Origin of the sequence: Streptomyces sp. NPDC008092 (assembly GCF_042957285.1) — a bacterium.
Lineage (GTDB): Bacteria > Actinomycetota > Actinomycetes > Streptomycetales > Streptomycetaceae > Streptomyces.
Window position 1 is genome coordinate 556822 of the sequence record NZ_JBIBHY010000006.1, and the last position, 17070, is coordinate 573891.

At 69.2% G+C, this 17070-nt stretch carries 10 protein-coding genes; 3 read left to right on the forward strand and 7 right to left on the reverse strand.

The features are described 5' to 3' along the window. Nucleotide 1: 1 nt before the first annotated feature. A complete protein-coding gene (gene pulA, locus ACFZB3_RS22470; protein WP_391377591.1) occupies nt 2-5368 on the reverse strand; it encodes a pullulanase-type alpha-1,6-glucosidase in 5367 nt (1788 codons plus the stop codon). Nucleotides 5369-5558: 190 nt separating this feature from the next. On the opposite strand from pulA, the gene ACFZB3_RS22475 reads away from it, so the two are divergent. Together ACFZB3_RS22475 and ACFZB3_RS22480 are read left to right on the forward strand one after the other, a co-directional pair. Beyond that, nucleotides 5559-7631, forward strand: a complete 2073-nt coding sequence (locus ACFZB3_RS22475) for a carbohydrate-binding module family 20 domain-containing protein (protein ID WP_391377593.1) — start codon at nt 5559-5561, stop codon at nt 7629-7631. A gap of 135 nt (nt 7632-7766) precedes the next feature. After that, nucleotides 7767-8372, forward strand: a complete 606-nt coding sequence (locus ACFZB3_RS22480; RefSeq protein WP_391377595.1) for a DUF4232 domain-containing protein — start codon at nt 7767-7769, stop codon at nt 8370-8372. A 130-nt stretch (nt 8373-8502) separates the two neighbouring features. Here ACFZB3_RS22480 and ACFZB3_RS22485 read toward each other — a convergent pair whose 3' ends face one another. Then, a complete protein-coding gene (locus tag ACFZB3_RS22485; RefSeq protein WP_391377597.1) occupies nt 8503-9279 on the reverse strand; it encodes a glucose 1-dehydrogenase in 777 nt (258 codons plus the stop codon). An 86-nt stretch (nt 9280-9365) separates the two neighbouring features. Here ACFZB3_RS22485 and ACFZB3_RS22490 point away from each other — a divergent pair, with 86 nt between their 5' ends. Then, on the forward strand, nt 9366-10241 hold the full coding sequence (locus tag ACFZB3_RS22490; protein WP_391377599.1) for a helix-turn-helix domain-containing protein: 876 nt from the start codon (nt 9366-9368) through the stop codon (nt 10239-10241). Here ACFZB3_RS22490 and ACFZB3_RS22495 read toward each other — a convergent pair. The 5 genes from ACFZB3_RS22495 to ACFZB3_RS22515 all read right to left on the reverse strand — a co-directional run bounded on the left by ACFZB3_RS22495 (nt 10217) and on the right by ACFZB3_RS22515 (nt 16879). Continuing rightward, nucleotides 10217-11590, reverse strand: coding sequence for an alpha-amylase family glycosyl hydrolase (locus ACFZB3_RS22495; protein WP_391377601.1), 1374 nt, complete (start codon nt 11588-11590; stop codon nt 10217-10219). The two genes, ACFZB3_RS22490 and ACFZB3_RS22495, sit on opposite strands and share 25 nt — an antisense overlap. 138 nt (nt 11591-11728) lie before the next feature. Then, nucleotides 11729-13390 (reverse strand): alpha-amylase family glycosyl hydrolase, encoded by a 1662-nt coding sequence (locus ACFZB3_RS22500; RefSeq protein ID WP_391377603.1) that lies wholly within the window; start codon nt 13388-13390, stop codon nt 11729-11731. Between the two features lie 184 nt (nt 13391-13574). Then, nucleotides 13575-14483, reverse strand: a complete 909-nt coding sequence (locus ACFZB3_RS22505) for an ABC transporter permease subunit (RefSeq protein WP_391377605.1) — start codon at nt 14481-14483, stop codon at nt 13575-13577. Between the two features lie 13 nt (nt 14484-14496). Further along, on the reverse strand, nt 14497-15501 hold the full coding sequence (locus ACFZB3_RS22510; protein ID WP_391377607.1) for an ABC transporter permease subunit: 1005 nt from the start codon (nt 15499-15501) through the stop codon (nt 14497-14499). 103 nt (nt 15502-15604) lie between these two features. After that, nucleotides 15605-16879, reverse strand: coding sequence for an extracellular solute-binding protein (locus ACFZB3_RS22515; protein ID WP_391377609.1), 1275 nt, complete (start codon nt 16877-16879; stop codon nt 15605-15607). Nucleotides 16880-17070: the final 191 nt, after the last annotated feature.

Consider the following 17070-nt stretch of genomic DNA (forward strand, 5'->3'; position numbering starts at 1 on the left):
GTCACGTGGTCCGGGAGAACACGGCCACCGTGCGTCCCGGAACCTCGAACGTACCCGTTTCCCGCTCGTACGATGCCGACCTGACGACGGAGTCCGCGCCCGACGCCTGCACCGGGTGCAGCCGGTAGCCGGTTCCGGCCAGGGCGCCCACCCGCTGCTGCTGCCGCTCAGGGCTCGCGTTGAAGACGACGACCAGGTCCCCCAGCTCCATGGTGATCACCCCGGTCGTCTCGTCCTTGCCGGAGAGCGGGAAGGAGAGCGCCGACTGCACCCGCGCGGCCGTGCCGAGCGAGAACGCCTTGTCGGTCGTACGGATCCTCAGCAGGTCCCGGTAGGCGGCCGAGGCCCCGTCGATCTGCGGGCAGCCGACCTTCACCGAGGTCAGCAGCGGCTTGGCGTAGGACCACTTGGACTGGTTGTCGGCGGCCGCCGGCAGGCCGCGGCCGAAGCCGTTGCCGTCGGCGCAGTTCCAGTGGATGGCGTTGAACCAGTCGCCGCTGTCGAAGGAGTTGCGGTCCAGGGACTTGGAGCGCAGCAGGTCGGTGCCGGCCTGGGAGAGCGAGGGCCCCTGGGAGAGGGCGGCCGTGGCCATCGCCAGGACCTGCATCCGGGCCCGGTCGGACGCGGAGGTGCCGGCCGGCAGCTTGTACGTCAGCGCGTCGAACAGCGACTCGTTGTCGTGGGCGTCGACATAGGCGAGGGCGTCGCCGGGTGCGTCGGCGTATCCGGCGGGCGAGCCGTTGTAGTCGATCTCCGCGCCGGTGACCTCCTTGCCGTCGCTGTCGGTGAACCGGTACTTGGCCAGGTTGCCGGTCAGCCCCACCTTGATCAGGTCCTGGTAGTGCAGGAGCCGGGCCTTCTGCTCGGCCGTGGTGCCGTTGGCCGTCGAGGAGTTGGGGTCGGTGTACAGGCCGGAGGCGAAGCCCTGGATGCCGGGGTCGTCGTCGAAGGGGCTGCCACCGCGTACGGCGTCCCGGGCCCGGTCGGAGAAGGTGGCGATGCCGGTGCCGGCCATGTTCTGCTGCGTGGCCTGCACGAACCGGGCGTCGTCGGCGACCTCCCCGAAGTTCCAGCCCTCGCCGTACAGGATGATCTTCTTGCCGTCGACGCCGTCCTTCTTCAGGGTCAGCGCATCCAGCGCCTTGCGGACCGCGAGGATGTTGGCCTTCGGGTGGTGGCCCATCAGGTCGAAGCGGAACCCGTCGACCTTGTACTCCTTCGCCCAGGTGACGATCGAGTCCACCACCAGCTTGCCCATCATGGCGTTCTCGGGCGCGGTGTTGGCGCAGCAGGTGCTGTTGGCGACGCTGCCGTCGGCGAGCAGCCGCTGGTAGTAGCCGGGCACGATCTGGTCGAGGACGCTGGTGTCCGCCTCGCCGCTGGCCGCCGTGTGGTTGTAGACGACGTCCATGACGACCCGCAGCCCGTCGTCGTTGAGCGACTTGACCATCTTCCGGAACTGGACGGTACGCGCGGTGCCGTCCGGGTCGGTGGCGTACGACCCTTCCGGGACCGTGAAGTGGTACGGGTCGTAGCCCCAGTTGTAGGCGTCCTTCGCGGCGACCGCGGAGACGCAGGCCTGCTGCTGCTCCGAGTCGGCCGGGTAGGAGGCGAGGTCGCAGTCGGGGCTCGCCTGGTCGGCCTTCTTCTCGGGCACGGTGGTGAAGTCGAAGGCCGGGAGAAGGTGGACGTACGAAGTCCCGGCCTTGGCGAGGGCCTTGAGGTGCTGGGAGCCGTCGCTGTCCTTGTCGGTGAAGGCGAGGTAGGTGCCCCGGTCCGCGGCCGGGACCGTGGCGTCGGCCACCGAGAAGTCCCGGACGTGCAGCTCCTGGATCTGGGCGTCCTTCATCGGGACGGCCTTGGGCTTGGTGTACGTCGACCAGCCGCCCGGCGCCAGGGACTTGTCGTCCAGGTCGACGACCAGGCTGCGCTCCGAGTTCGCGGTGAGGGCGACCGAGTAGGGGTCGGTGACCTTGTTGGTGACGACCTTCCGGACGCTGGGCGCCCAGACCTTGACGACGTACCGGTAGGGCTTGTTCTTCCAGGACGCGGGGCCGGTGACGGACCAGACGCCGGTGGCGGGGTCGCGGCGCATGGTCTTCACCGCGCCGTCGAGTTCGAGGGCTACGGACTGCGCGGTCGGCGCCCAGACGGAGAGGGTCGGCTTTCCGTGGTGGAAGACCGGGCCGAGGTCAGCGGTCGTGGCCTTGGCGTACACGTCGTCGAGGACGCCCGCGATCTGGACACCGGTAGCGGCCAGCACGGCCCCGTTCGCCGCGCGCTGGGAGGCGACGAGCTGTCCGCCGAGCGCGTCGCGCACCCGGTCCCGGTCGCGCGGGTCGACCGACCAGGCCGGGTAGTCCTTCAGGTACGGGAACTTCGCCTTCTGCGCGTCGGTGAGGGTGGTCTTCGTCAGCCGCAGCCACCGCTCGTCGTCGCTGGTCAGCGTCCCGTCCTTGACGGCGATCGAACCGTCGTGGGAGTAGACCAGCTGGGTGGAGACCGCGCCGTCGGCGCCGTTCCAGGCGACCGTGTCCCGGTCGATCCAGACCGCCTTGGAGGTGGTCAGGTCGAGCGCGGCCGCGCTGCCGGCGGGCTGCGGGAGCAGGTACTTCTCCTGGCCGTTCAGGAGCCACACCTCGTAGCCGTTCGACTTGAGGTCGAGCGACTGGTCGGCGGCGAGGTCCTTCTCGTCGCCCTTGTGGATGATGTAGCTGAGGCTGGTGGCGCCGTCGGTGAGCGGTACCTCGAAGACCGCGCCGTAGGCATCGGTCCGCACCGGCTGCAGGGGGCTCGACCAGTCGGTGGGGTTCGCGGCGCCCGTCCAGACGTGCAGGCCCCAGCCCGCGTAGTCGCCGTCGGCGCGGTGGTAGTGGATGACCGCCTTGGCGGTGTCCTGGGCGGGGTAGTCGGGCCGTGTCGTCTCTACGTCCGCCTTCCCCTGCTCGATCCAGACCTCGCCGGTCTTGGTGACGTCGATGGAGCGGTCGGCGGAGACGTCCTTGTTGCCGTCCTTGTCGACGACGAGGAAGCCGACGTTCGTGGCGCCGGGCTTCAGCTTGACGTAGGCGAAGGCGCCGTACGCGTCGCGGCCGGTGAAGGGGTGGCCGGCGGGCCAGGTGGTCGCCTCGCCGTCGGCGAGGTCGCCCCAGGCGTACAGGCCCCAGTTGTCGTAGTCGCCGTCGGTGCGCTTGTAGTGGACGACCGCGTAGTCCCGGGAGGAGGCGGTGGGCGTCTCGGCGGCGGGCGGGGTGCCGGAGGCGCTCTCGGCGAGCGCGCTGGAGGTGTGCCCGGCGGAGTCGACGACGACCGCCTTGTAGCGCAGGGCGGTGCCGGCCGGGACGTCCTCGGCGAGGGTCTGGGTGACCTTGTAGGGGGCGTGGTCGGCGGAGCCGAGGGTGGTCCACTTCCCGTTGCCGACCTGGGCGGCGAAGACGACGCGGTTCAGCTGCCCGCCGGTGACGTCCGCGGTGAGGTCGACGGTGCCGGTGGCGCCGGCGGCCGGGGCCTGGAGGGTGACCGTCGGGGTGGTGGCGGGCTGGGCGAGGGAGCCGGTCGCCCTGTAGACGACGGCGGACCCGGCGGGGACGGTGACGGTCAGCTTCGCCGAGCCGTCGGAGGCGAGGGTGCCGTCGGTGCCGTAGAGCGCCCGGTAGCGCATGCCGGCGGAGCCGGTGGCGAAGGTCGCCTGCTTGGCCGTGCCGGCGTTGTTGAAGGCGACGACGTACTCCTGGCCGGTCCTCGCGTCGGTCCGGGTGAACGCGTAGACACCGGCGCCGTCGGCCGCGTAGCGCTCGGTCTGGACGCCGTCGGCGAGGGCCGGGTTGGCCGCGCGCAGCTTGGAGAGAGCACGGATCTGCTTGTAGAGCGGCGCACTCGTGTCGTACGCGTCACTGGCGGCGGTCCGGTCCGTACCGATCTCGTCGTCGTCCAGGTAGTCCGCGACCTTCGACGCGAACATCGTCTGCCGGGCGTCCTTGTCCCCGCCGGACCCGGTGAAGCCCTGCTCGTCGCCGTAGTAGATGACCGGGTTGCCCCGGCTGAGGAACATCACCTCGTTGGCGAGCCTGTCCTTGGCCAGCAACTCCGCGTCCGTGGCCTTGGGGTTGTCCTGCTCCAGGAAGTACCCGATCCGGCCCATGTCGTGGTTGCCGAGAAAGGTGACCTGCTCGTAGGCGTTCGCCTTGTCGGTCGTGTACTTGTAGTCGTCGCCGAAGACGCTCGACAGCTTCTGCGCGCTGCCGCCCTGGGAGGCGTAGGAGCGGGCCGCGTCCTGGAAGGGGAAGTCGAGGGTCGCGTCGAGGCGGCCCTGGGTGACGTACGGCGAGGTGACGGACGTGTCCGCGGAGTAGGTCTCGCCGAACATGAAGAAGTTCTTACGGCCGTGCCGCGCCGCGTACCTGTCCAGCGCGGTCGCCCACTGCGTCCAGAACTCCATGTTCACGTTCTTGACGGTGTCGATCCGGAAACCGTCGATGGCGAAGTCCTTCACCCACCGCTCGTAGATCTTCTCCATGCCGCTGACGACCTCGGGCCGCTCGGTCCACAGGTCGTCGAGCCCGGAGAAGTCGCCGTAGGTCGCGGACTCGCCGGCGAACGTCGAGTCGCCCCGGTTGTGGTACATCGTCGGGTCGTTGAGCCACGACGGCACCTTCGACCGGCTGGTGACGGTCGGGGTGCGGGGGAAGGAGGCGGTGGAGACGGCCGGGAACTTCTTCTTCCCGTCCGCGTAGTCGGCGTCGTCGAAGGGCTGCCCGTCCTTGGTCAGGTAGGGGAAGGCGCCCTTGGAGAGGTAGTCGTAGGACTTCTCCTCGTAGTCGACGACGTCGGCGGTGTGGTTGGTGATGACGTCGAAGAAGACCTTCATGCCCTTGGCGTGCGCCTTGGAGATGAGGGTCTGGAGGTCCTTGTTGGTCCCGAAGTGCGGGTCGACCTGGGTGAAGTCGGTGATCCAGTAACCGTGGTAGCCGGCCGAGGCGTTGCTCCCGGTCCCCTGCACGGGCCTGTTCTTGAAGATCGGCGCCATCCAGATGGCGGTGGTGCCGAGCCCCTTGATGTAGTCGAGCCGGTTGGTCAGGCCCTTGAGGTCGCCGCCCTGGTAGAAGCCCTTGTCGGTGGGGTCGTAGCCGGTGGAGAGCCGGGAGCCGGTGAGGCCGCCCTTGTCGTTGCCGGTGTCGCCGTTGGCGAAGCGGTCCGGCATGACGAAGTAGAACTGCTCCCGGGTGTCGTCGTGCCGGGCGGGCTCGGCGGCGAGCTTCGCGTCGGACGGCGGGGCGGGCGGGGCGGCGGCGTGTGCGGCGACGGGCTGCACGAGCGCGGCGGCGAGGGCGGCGACGGCGACGGCCGCGACCCGTCTGACATGTATCACCGGTGTGAACTCCTAGCGATAGCGGCTCTCTTGGGGTCCGACCCGGCGCGACCGTATCGCTAACGAAAGGTTTACAGCAAGAGGCTTGAAACTCACAGCAAGAACTTTCACGAGGCGTATTGACGCGTTGTCTCAACTGGCCCACGCTCCAGGGTTGTTGAAGCCTGTCCCTCTTGTTTGGGAGCCGCACATGACCGGACACCGACCCCCGGGTGTCTTCAGACGCACGGCCGTCGCGATCGCCGTGGGCGCCCTGGCGCTCGCGGGCGTCGTCGCCCTGCCGGCCACCGCCGCACAGGCGGACACCACCGCCAAGGGCGACGTGATCGCCAACCTCTGGGAATGGAACTGGAACTCGATCGCATCCGAGTGCACGAACGTCCTCGGCCCGGCCGGTTACGGCGCCGTGCAGGTCGCCCCGCCCTCCGAGTCCCTCAAGCAGTCCAGCTACTACTGGTGGGACGTCTACCAGCCGTACTCGTACACCCTGAACAGCCGTTTCGGTACGGCGGCGCAGTTCGCGTCGATGATCTCCGCCTGCCACACGGCCGGCGTGAAGGTCTACACGGACGCGGTCATCAACCACACGGCCGCGCAGACCGGCACCGGCTACGACGGCACCACCCTCACCAGCAAGTACGACACCCCGGACTGGGACCCGAGCGACTACCACACCTCCGCCGACTGCCCCACCTCCGACCTGACCATCCAGGACTACTCGAACCTCACGCAGGTCCAGAACTGCGAACTGCTCGGCCTGCCCGACCTCAAGACCGGTGCGGACAACGTCCGTTCGGGCCTCGCCGCCTTCCTGAACAAGCAGATCGCCCTGGGCGTCGACGGCTTCCGGGTGGACTCGGCCAAGCACATCCCGGCCACCGACATGGCGGCCATCGTCGCCAAGCTGAACACCACGACGTCCGGTGCGGCGCCGTACGTCTTCGACGAGGTCTACCCGGGCTCGACCCCGCAGCCCAGCGACTACTACGGCTCCGGTGACGTCCTGGACTTCACCTACGCGAGCAGGATGAAGTCGGCCTTCCAGGGCAACGTCTCGGACCTCGCGTCGCTGTCCACGTCCGGCATCCTGCCCGCCGCCAACTCCGTGTCCTTCGTGACCAACCACGACACCGAGCGCAACGGCCTGCACATGAGCTACAAGGACGGCGACAGCTACAAGCTCGCCAACCTCTTCGAGCTCGCCTACAAGTGGTCGACACCGACGGTCTACTCCAGCTGGCAGTGGACCCAGAGCGACCAGGCACCGCCGAACTCGGCCGGCTTCGTCACCGACACCAACTGCTCCAGCGGCTGGAACTGCCTCGACCGCGACACCGCCGTCGTCGGCATGGTGGCCTGGCACAACGCGGCCGGCAGCGCGGCCGTCTCCAACTGGCAGACCATGTCGTCGAACGTCATCGGCTTCGGCCGCAGCGGCGCCGGCTTCTTCGCCGTCAACAACGGTTCGTCGTCGGCCACCTACACCTTCGCGACGGGCATGGCCGACGGCACGTACTCCGACGTCATCGACGGCGGCGCCTCCACGGTCACCGTCTCCGGCGGCAACGCGAGCATCACGATCCCCGCGAAGGACGCCGTCGCCTTCTACAACTCCTCCTACACCTGCACGGTCGGCTGCGACGACGGCGGCAGCGGCGGCGGCTCCACCTCCACGGTGACCGCGACCTTCAACGAGTACGCGTCCACCACGACCGGCACCAACGTCTACGTCGTCGGCTCCATCGACGCCCTGGGCTCCTGGGACACCTCGAAGGCGATCCAGCTGTCGTCCTCCGGGTACCCGATCTGGTCGGGTGCGGTGAACGTGCCGATCAACACGTCGTTCCAGTTCAAGTACATAAAGAAGGACAGCTCCGGGAACGTCACCTGGGAGTCCAACGCGAACAGGACCGCCACCACCACGACTTCGGCGGTCTCCCTCGACAACTCCTGGAACGTGGCGAACGCCGACGCCACCGACGTGACCTTCAACGAGTACGCCACGACCGACTGGGGCACCAACGTCTACGTCGTCGGCTCCCTCGCCTCCCTCGGCTCCTGGAACACGAGCGACGCGATCCCGCTGTCCTCGGCGTCGTACCCGACGTGGAGCAGGCTGGTGATCGTCCCGAAGAGCACGGCCTTCACGTACAAGTACATCAAGAAGGACAGCTCCGGGAACGTGACGTGGGAGTCCGGCACGAACCGGTCGTACACGACGGGGACCTCCGCCGGCTACACGACGAGTGACACCTGGAAGTAGCCCCGGAAAGATTCCGGCGGCACGGCGCGAACAAATCCGCGGTGTCGTGCATCGAACCTCGTGTAAGGCACCAGAGGACGGCACGGGGCGCAGACCACGCCCCGTGCCTCACGACACGAGTGGAGCGTCGTCGCCGTGAACGAAGACCTGAACACCCACAGCACCGACATCGCCGGGTCCGCGGGCAGGCACCGTGCCCGCCGCGGGATCGGCCGCGCCAAGCTCGCCGGAGGCGCGGCCGCCCTCGCCGGCCTGGGCCTCGTGTGGGCGGGCACCGCCAACGCGGCGACCCCGGCCGCCGCCAAGGCCACGCCCACCTGCTCCGCCGCCGCGCTCAAGGCCGGCTTCGGCAAGCAGCTCGCCGGCGGCATGAACCACCAGGGCGTCGTCATCACGCTGCGCAACCTCAGCGGGAAGACCTGCGCGCTGCGCGGCTACCCCGGCCTGGGGCTGGAGAACTCCAGGCACAAGGCGATCACGACCCACACGCACTGGGGCAACACCTGGTACGCCAAGGACCCGGGCAAGAAGACCCTGGTCCTCAAGGACGGCCAGAGCGCCGAGGCCGTCGTCGCCTGGACCCACGCCAACACCGGCACCTCGGGCGCGGTGCACGCCTCCTACCTGGAGATCACGCCGCCGGCCTCCACCCAGCACAAGACGCTGGCGTTCCCCCAGTGGGTCGACCACGCGGACCTCTCGGTGACCGCGCTGGCCAGGCACATCAACGTCAGCGACTGAGCCGGGTGCTCCGCAGGCGGGGCCTGGGCAGGCCGTCTGTCGGCTGCGGCTTCGTCGTGGCCGGTCGCGCAGTTCCTCCCCCAGCCTTCGGCCGGGGGTACCCCCAGCGCCCCTTACGGGGCGCTCCCGCTCAGAGCCGCGCCCCGCCGTCCACCCGCAGTACCGTGCCCGTCACGTAGGACGCGCGGTCGCTGAGCAGCCAGGCGGCGGCCTCGGCGATCTCGGTGGGGTCGGCGGTGCGGCCGAGGGGGGTCGTGGCCCGCATGCGGTCGATGACGCCGGGAGTGGCCTCGTCCCAGGCGCGGACCATCTCGGTGAGCGTGCCGCCGGGGGCGACCGCGTTGACGCGGATGCCCTCGGGGCCGTAGGTGACCGCGGCCGACTCGGTGAGGCTGTTGACGGCGCGCTTCAGGGCGCCGTAGACCGGCAGGACGGGGTTGGCGCCCAGGCTGCCGACGGACGAGTTGTTGACGATGGCGCCGCCGGAGGCGGTGGCGCGGATGGCCCTGACCTCCTCGGACATGGCCAGCCAGACGCCCTTGAGGTTGACGCTGGTGACGTGGTCGAAGTCGGCCTCGGGGAGTTCGTCCAGGGGGCCGGGTTGCTGGGCGACGGCGCCGTTGTTGAACGCGAGGTCCAGGCGGCCGTAGACCTCCACCGTGCGGTCGACGGCGGCGCGGACACTCGCCGTGTCGGCCAGGTCGCACACCGTGTAGTCGGCGGTGCCGCCGGCCGCGCGGATCTCCTCGGTCACCGCCTTGAGCTGGTCCTCCGTGCGGGCCGCCAGCAGCACCCGGGCGCCCTCGCGGGCGAAGAGCCGGGCGGCCGCCGCGCCGATACCGCGCCCGGCTCCGCTGATGAACGCCACCTTGCCGGTCAGCAGACCGGGATTCACTGTGTTCTCCATGGCTTCGAGCCTGCGTGCGGGCGCGGGCCCCATCCAGGCACCGGCGGTACCTGGATGGGGCCGGGCGGCCGACGCACACTGGACGCGTGGACAGGCAAGAGCTGGCGGCGTTCCTGCGCAGCCGACGTGAGCGGATCTCCCCCGCCGAGGTGGGGCTGCCGCGCGGCCCGCGCCGCCGGACGCCGGGGCTGCGGCGTGAGGAGGTGGCGCAGCTGGCGTTCATCTCGACGGAGTACTACACGCGTCTTGAGCAGGCCCGGGGGCCGCGGCCGTCGCGTGAGGTGCTGGGCGGGCTGGCGCGGGCGCTGCGGCTGTCCGACGCCGAGCGCGGGCATCTGCACCATCTGGCCGGAGCGCCGCCGGGACCGCCGCCCGGGCCCTCCCGCGAGGTCCGGCAGAGCCTGCTCGACCTGCTGCACCGGCTTCCGCAGGCCGCCGCCTTCGTGACCTCCGCGACCTTCGAGGTGCTGGCCTGGAACGATCTGGCGGCCGCCCTCATGGAGGACTTCTCCGCGCTGCCCCCGCGTGACCGCAACCTCATGCGCCGCGCCTTCCTCACCCCGCGCCCGGCGGGCAGCAGGCTGTACGGGGTGTCGGACGTGGACGCCTTCGCCCGGCTCTCGGCGCAGCGCCTGCGGGCCACGGCGGGCCGGTATCCCGGCTCTCCCGAGGTGACCGGCCTGGTGGCCGAACTCCTCGCCGGGAGCGAGGAGTTCAGGCGGCTGTGGGAGTCGCACGACGTGTCCGCCGAGCCCACCCTGGTCAAGACCTTCCGGCACCCGGTGGTGGGCCCGGTCACCGTCAACTGCGACGCCCTGGACATCACCGAGCGCGACCAGCAGGTCGTGATCTACACCGCGACCCCGGGTTCACGGTCCGAGGAGGCGCTGCGGCTGCTGTCGGTGATCGGGACCCAACGCATGACCCCACAGGCCCCTCAGCAGGCGGACTTCCCGGCGTAGATCGCGAGGGCCGTGTTCGAGGCCAGCGTGGCCGTGAACTGGCCGCTCGAATTCACCGTCACCGACGTGTTCGCCTGCACGTTGCAGTACGTCCCGGCCGGCAGCGACGTCTGGTACGTCCGGGTCAGGGAGCCCGACTCGTGGTTGATGGCGACATAGCCCTTCGCGCCGCGCCCGAAGGCGATCGCGTCGGCGCCATCGTCCCACCAGTTCGTCACCGACTCGCCGCGCACCGCGTTGCGGAAGGCGACCATGCGGATGATCTCCGGCCAGGCGTGCTGGCACTTCCAGCCGTCCTGCCAGCAGGCGTTGACGACACCGTTGTTGGGCGGCCCGGCGTCGGCGTCGGACCACTCATAGCCGGAGTTGATGTCCGGGGCGCCGTAGGGGTAGGCGAGCATGAAGACGTTGGCCAGCGTGTAGTTCGCGCCGCTCTTGTAGTTCAGCGTGGAGCCGTTGCGCTCGGTGTCGTGGTTGTCGACGAAGACCCCGGCGACCGAGCTGCTCATGTACCCCCAGCCCTCGCCGTAGTTCTTCAGGTAGGCGAGGTTCTCGTCGTTGAAGACGCGCTTGAGGTCGTAGGCGTACCGGAACTCCTGGACGTCCCCGTTGCCGGTGTACTCGGTCGGCTGGACGGCCTCGCCGGCGCCGTAGATGACCTCCTGCTTCCAGTACACGGACGGATTGGTCAGCCGGGTCTTGATGTTGGCGAGGTCCTCGGCCGGGATGTGCTTGGCCGCGTCGATCCGGAAACCGTCGACGCCGAGGCTCAGCAGGTCGTTCATGTAACCGGCGATGGTCTTGCGGACGTACTCCTCACCGGTGTCCAGGTCGGCCAGGCCGACGAGTTCGCAGTGCTGGACGTTCCAGCGGTCGGCGTAGTTGGAGACGAGCGAGGTGCAGTCGTCGAAGTCGTACGAGGAGTACAGACCGGGGTAGTTGTACTTCGTGTACGACGAGCCGCCGGTGCCGGTGCCGCTGCCCGCCGACATGTGGTTGACGACGGTGTCGACGACGACCTTCACACCGGCCGCGTGGCAGGTGTTCACCATGTTCTGGAACGAGGTGCGGTCACCGAGCCTGCCGGCGATCTTGTACGACACCGGCTGGTACGACGTCCACCACTGCGAGCCCTGTATGTGCTCGGCGGGCGGGGAGACCTGGACGTATCCGTAGCCTGCGGGACCGAGGGTGCTGGTGCACTCCTTGGCGACCGAGCCGTAGTTCCACTCGAAGAGGACGGCGGTGACGTCCTTGGTGCCGGGCGGGGAGGCCGACGCGACGGACGGGGTCATGACAACGCTACAGGCGGCCAGCGCCAGAGCGGCGGAGAGTGTCTTACGTGCCATGTGGGGTTCCTTCACCATTGAAGGCTCTTGCAGAAACATTGCGGAAACCTTGCGGTTGCGCAGATGTTAAGGGCCCGCTCCCCGGATGGGTAGCGGGCCCTGTGAAGTTGCTGCAAGAAGTTACCGCATGACGGTCCGTCAGGCGGTGGTCCACCACACGGTGGTGTCGGCCGGCAGCTTCGCCTCGCCGTCCGCCTCGGTCAGTTCGCCGCTGGCCAGCAGCACCCTGCCGTGGGCCGGAGTCGTCACCGACTCCCCGCTCGTGTTCGCGACGCACACGAACTCCCCGCGCCGGAAGGCGAGGACGCCCTCCGGGGCGCGCAGCCACTCCACCGCGTCGCCCGCGCCGAGGTCGGCCTGCTCACGCCGGACGCGCAGTGCGCTGCGGTACAGCTCCAGGGTGGAACCGGCCACCCCGGTCTGCGCCTCGACACTCAGCCCGCCCCAGCTCGCGGGCTGCGGCAGCCAGCTGCCCCCGGGCCCGAAGCCGTACGACGAGCCCTCCCGCGTCCACGGGATCGGCACCCGGCAGCCGTCCCGGAACCCGTCCTGGCCGGCACCCCGGAAGTAAGCGGGGTCCTGGCGGACCTCGTCGGGCAGGTCCACGACGTCCGGGAGGCCCAGCTCCTCGCCCTGGTAGACGTAGGCCGAGCCGGGCAGCGCGAGCATCAGCAGGGTGGCCGCCCGCGCCCTGCGCAGACCCAGCTCCCGGTCGCCGGCCGTGCGGATCTGGGTGCCGAGGCCGGGCGGGTTGGCGAAGCGGGTGGCGTGCCGGGTGACGTCGTGGTTGGACAGCACCCAGGTGGCGGGGGCGCCGACCGGGCGCATCGCCTCCAGGGTGCGGTCGATGACGGCCCGCAGCTCCTTCGCGTCCCAGTCGGTGCTCAGGTACTGGAAGTTGAAGGCCTGGTGGAGCTCGTCCGGGCGGACGTAGTTGGCGGTGCGCTCGACGGTGGGCGTCCAGGCCTCGGCGACGAAGATGCGCTCGCCGGCGTACTCGTCCAGCACGTGCCGCCACTGCCGGTAGACCTCGTGCACGCCGTCCTGGTCGAAGAACGGCATGACATCGTTGCCCAGCAGCTTCAGCTGGTCGGCGCCGCCGAGGTCCGGCAGCCCCTCCGCCTTCACCAGGCCGTGGGCGACGTCGATACGGAAGCCGTCCACGCCCATGTCCAGCCAGAACCGCAGGATGGAGCGGAACTCGTCGCCGACGGCCGGGTGTTCCCAGTTGAAGTCGGGCTGCTCCGGGGCGAAGAGGTGGAGGTACCACTCGCCGTCGGCCACCCGGGTCCACGCCGGGCCGCCGAAGATGGACTCCCAGTCGTTGGGCGGGAGTTCGCCGTTCTCGCCCTTGCCCGGCCGGAAGTGGTAGCGGTCGCGCGACGGCGAACCGGGGCCCTCCGCCAGCGCCCGCTTGAACCACTCGTGCTGGTCCGAGGAGTGGTTGGGCACGAGGTCGACGATGATCCTGAGGCCCAGCCCGTGCGCGTCCCGGATCAGCGCGTCCGCGTCCAGCAGGTTGCCGAACATGGGGTCCACGGCCCGGTAGTCGGCGACGTCGTAGCCGGCGTCGGCCTGCGGCGAGGCGTAGAACGGGCTGAGCCACACGGCGTCGACACCGAGGTCGCGCAGGTACGGGAGTCTGGCACGCACGCCCTCCAGGTCCCCCATCCCGTCGCCGTTGCTGTCGGCGAAGCTGCGCGGATAGACCTGGTAAATCACCGCGTCCCGCCACCAGTCGCTGCGCTTGGCTTTGGCGGGGTTCAGTGCCGGGGCGATGGCGGAGTGCTGCTGGCTCATGGCGTCCTTGGTACGTAAGGGGGGGGCAACGGATCAAGCGGGCGTAGAACGGTGATGACGAGACGGCCGCGGTGTCAGCGGGGTCGGATGGACATCGCGGCCGCCTCGGGTTTCGGGTGCGGCGCCGTCGGGGCTGGTCGCGCAGTTCCCCGCGCCCCTTGCGGGGCGCCAGTGAACCGGCGTGCTACCCCTTCGTACCGCCGGCGGTGAGGCCGGTCACCAGGTTCTTCTGCACGAGGTAGAAGAACACGGCCACCGGTATCGCGATCAGCACCGCCGTCGCGGTCATCAGGTTGCGCTGCGCGTCGTGCTCGCTGATGAAGCTCTGCAGCCCCACCGCGAACGTGTACTTGTCGTCGCTGAGCATGAACGTGGACGCGAACGCGACCTCGCCGAAGGCGGTGAGGAAGTTGTAGAACGCGGCGACCGCGAGGCCGGGCTTCGCAAGGGGCAGGATCAGCCGGGCGAAGGTGCCGAAGGGCGAGAGCCCGTCGACGCGGCCGGCCTCGTCGATCTCGAAGGGGATCGTGTCGAAGTAGCCCTTGAGCAGCCACGCCGTGTACGGCACGACGGTGGTGCAGTAGACGAGGATCAGGCCGAGGTAGCTGTCGATGAGGCCGAGCCGCGACATGATCTGGTACATCGGCACGATCAGCACGGCGATCGGGAACATCTGCGTCACCAGCAGCAGCCACATGAACTTCCGGTAGCCCGGGAAGCGCATGCGGGAGACCGCGTAGCCGGTGGTGGAGGCGAGGATGAGCCCGATGACCGTCGTACCTCCGACGACGATCATCGTCGTCCTGAACCAGTCCCAGAAGCCGGTGTGCTGGAGGACGAAGGAGTAGTTGCTCAGCGTCATCTTGTGCCAGATGCCGCTCGGGTGGAGGTAGTCGTCCTTGTCCGGGCCGAGGGACAGGAAGATCAGCCAGCCGACCGGGAAGAACGCGACGAGGCTCGCGACGCCCAGGACGCCGTGGATGACGGCGCTGCCGAGCGGGCCGCGCTCGCCCCGGCCGCGGACTCGGAGGGTGGTCGTCACGGGGGCCTCCTCGGCGACCTGGGCGGAGGTCTGGACAGTGGTCGTACTCATGGGAACTCCTGCCTCAGATCGCGAGCTGCTGGTCGTTGCGGTTGAGCCAGCGGCGGTAGAAGGAGGTGAAGACGATCAGGATGGCCAGCAGCAGCATGCCGTAGGCGGCGGACTGGGCGAAGTCACGCGGCTGCTGTCCGAAGCCGAGGTAGTAGGCCCAGGTGACCAGGATCTGCGCGTCGGGGGCGGTGTCGCCGAAGAGCAGGAAGATGACGGCGAACTGGTTGAACGTCCAGATGATGCCGAGCAGGACGACGGTGGAGCTGACGGACCTCAGGCCCGGCAGGGTGACGTACCGGAAGCGCTGCCAGGCGCTCGCGCCGTCCATCTCGGCGGCCTCGTACAGCGTGCCGTCGATGGCCTGCAGGCCGCCGAGCAGCGAGAGCATCATGAACGGCACACCGCACCAGGTGTTGACGAGGATCGCGGCGGCCCGCTGCCAGAACGTGTCCTCCAGCCAGGCGGGTTGCGGCAGATGCAGGAAGTGCAGGGCGCTGTTGATGATGCCGCCGTCGGCGAGCATGAACCGCCAGCCGAAGACGGTGACGAAGGTCGGCACCGCCCAGGGCAGCACCAGGACCATGCGGTAGAAGGTGCGGCCGCGGAACTTCTCGTTGAGGAGCAGGGCGAGGCCGAGACCGATCGTGTAGTGCAGGGCGACGCAGAGCGCGGTCCAGACGATCGTCCACAGGAAGTGGGACCAGAAGCGGTCGTAGGACGTCGGTCCGAACAGGATGTCCTTGTAGTTGTCCAGGCCGATGAACTTGTAGGTGGCGTCGATGTGGTTGACGCCGATGGTGCGGGCGGTGTTGAGGCTGTTGGCGTCGGTCAACGTCAGGTAGAAGCCGTACACCAACGGGTAGACGACGAGCGCCCCGAGGACGACGGCCACGGGGGCGATCATCGCGTAGGCGTACCAGTACTTCTGGTAGCTGTTCTTCAGCCGCTGGCCCAGCCCGGGGCGGGGCGCGCGGTCACCGTGGCGTTTGCCGGTCGCGCGGTCGATGGCGACTGTCATGGTTCGACACCTTCTGGTCTTCCGGGGTCGGGCTGGCTGGGCACAGGCCGCCGGCCGCCGGAGCACCTCCCTGAACGAGGCACTCCGGCGGCCGGCCGGCGGCTTACTTGCTGAAGTCGGGGACGAGCTTCTCGATCCCGAGTTCGGCGGTGCTCAGGCCCTTGTCCAGGGATTCCTTGCCACCGGCGATCTTGGTCAGCTCGGTGCCGACCGGACCCCACAGGGAGGAGTACTCGGCGAGCGCCGGGCGCGGCTGGGCGGAGGAGAGGACGGCCTGGTAGCCGGCGATGCCCGGGTCGGCCTTGACCTCGGTGGTGTAGGCGTCGGAGCGGGTCGGCAGGGTGGAGTTCTTCAGGGCGATCTCCGTCTGGGACTTCGCGGAGGTCATGAAGGCGACGAACTTCTCGGCCGCGGCCTGGTGGGCCTTGTCGATGCCGGCGTAGATCGAGAGGTTGTGGCCGCCGGTCGGGGCGCCCGCCTTGCCGGTGGAGCCGGCCGGGACGGTGGCGATGCCGAGGTTGGACTTGTCGCTGAACGCGGAGCCCTTGTAGAAGTTGGTGATCTCCCAGGGGCCCTCGATGGTCATGGCGACCTTGCCGTTGACGAAGGCGTCCTGGCGGTGGGCGTAGGCGTCGGCGGTGACGTCCGCCTTGTGCAGGCCCTTGCCGGAGTAGAGGTCCAGCCAGGTCTGGTAGCCCTTCTTGGCCGCCGCCGAGGTGATGGTGATCTTCTTGGCGGAGGCGTCGACCATGTCGGTGCCCTCGCCGTAGAGGAAGGGCTGCGTGTAGTACGCGGCCTCGGGGCCCCAGTAGCCGGTGGTCTTGGCCTTGTCCTGGATCTTGGCGGCGTCGGCCTTCACCTCGTCCCAGGTGGCGGGGGCCGCGGTGATGCCGGCCTTCTTGAAGAGCGCCTTGTTGTATACGAGGGCGAGGGTGTCGGTGACCAGCGGGACGCCGTAGGTCTTGCCCTCGTACTGGGCCTGGGTCATCAGGCTGGACTGGAACTTGTCCTTGTCGGCGAGGGCGGCGGTGCCGTCCAGCGGCACGAAGTAGCCGGCCTTGGCGAAGGCGGGGGTCCAGCCGACCTCGGAGCGCAGCACGTCGGGGGCGCCCTTGCCGGACTGGGCGGCCGTGTCGAACTTGTTCTGCGCCTGGTCGAACTGGACGTCGACGTAGTTGACCTTGATGCCCTTGTTCGCGGCCTCGAACTCCTTGACCAGGGCCTTGTACGTCGGTGCCTCATTGGTGGCGTTGGAGGTGTCCCACCAGGTGATGGTGACCGGCCCGTCCGACTTGCTGTCGCTGTCGCTCCCGCCGCACGCCGTCGCCGTGAGGGCGAGGGACGCCACCAGTGCGGAGGCCGCTATGCCACGCCGCATGAGTTCTCCTTGAGGGTTAAGCCCGAGTGATGCGGGGGCGGTCCCGTCCACCGTCCCGCTGTCGTGCCGACTGCGCCGTTGCTGCGGCGGCCGGGCGTCAGGGAACGTAACAGCGATGTAAGCCTTGCGAAAGACCTTGCAGCAAAAAAGTGCAAGAGATCTCCGAAGTTATCCGGGCGTGACCTGTCGGC

Bases quoted from the DNA above. Each gene is read 5' to 3' on its own strand.
- ACFZB3_RS22500 (WP_391377603.1), bottom strand. From the start codon at position 13,390: ATGAGCCAGCAGCACTCCGCCATCGCCCCGGCACTGAACCCCGCCAAA.
- ACFZB3_RS22475 (WP_391377593.1), top strand. From the start codon at position 5,559: ATGACCGGACACCGACCCCCGGGTGTCTTCAGACGCACGGCCGTCGCG.
- ACFZB3_RS22485 (WP_391377597.1), bottom strand. From the start codon at position 9,279: ATGGAGAACACAGTGAATCCCGGTCTGCTGACCGGCAAGGTGGCGTTC.
- ACFZB3_RS22510 (WP_391377607.1), bottom strand. From the start codon at position 15,501: ATGACAGTCGCCATCGACCGCGCGACCGGCAAACGCCACGGTGACCGC.
- ACFZB3_RS22515 (WP_391377609.1), bottom strand. From the start codon at position 16,879: ATGCGGCGTGGCATAGCGGCCTCCGCACTGGTGGCGTCCCTCGCCCTC.
- ACFZB3_RS22495 (WP_391377601.1), bottom strand. From the start codon at position 11,590: ATGGCACGTAAGACACTCTCCGCCGCTCTGGCGCTGGCCGCCTGTAGC.
- ACFZB3_RS22505 (WP_391377605.1), bottom strand. From the start codon at position 14,483: ATGAGTACGACCACTGTCCAGACCTCCGCCCAGGTCGCCGAGGAGGCC.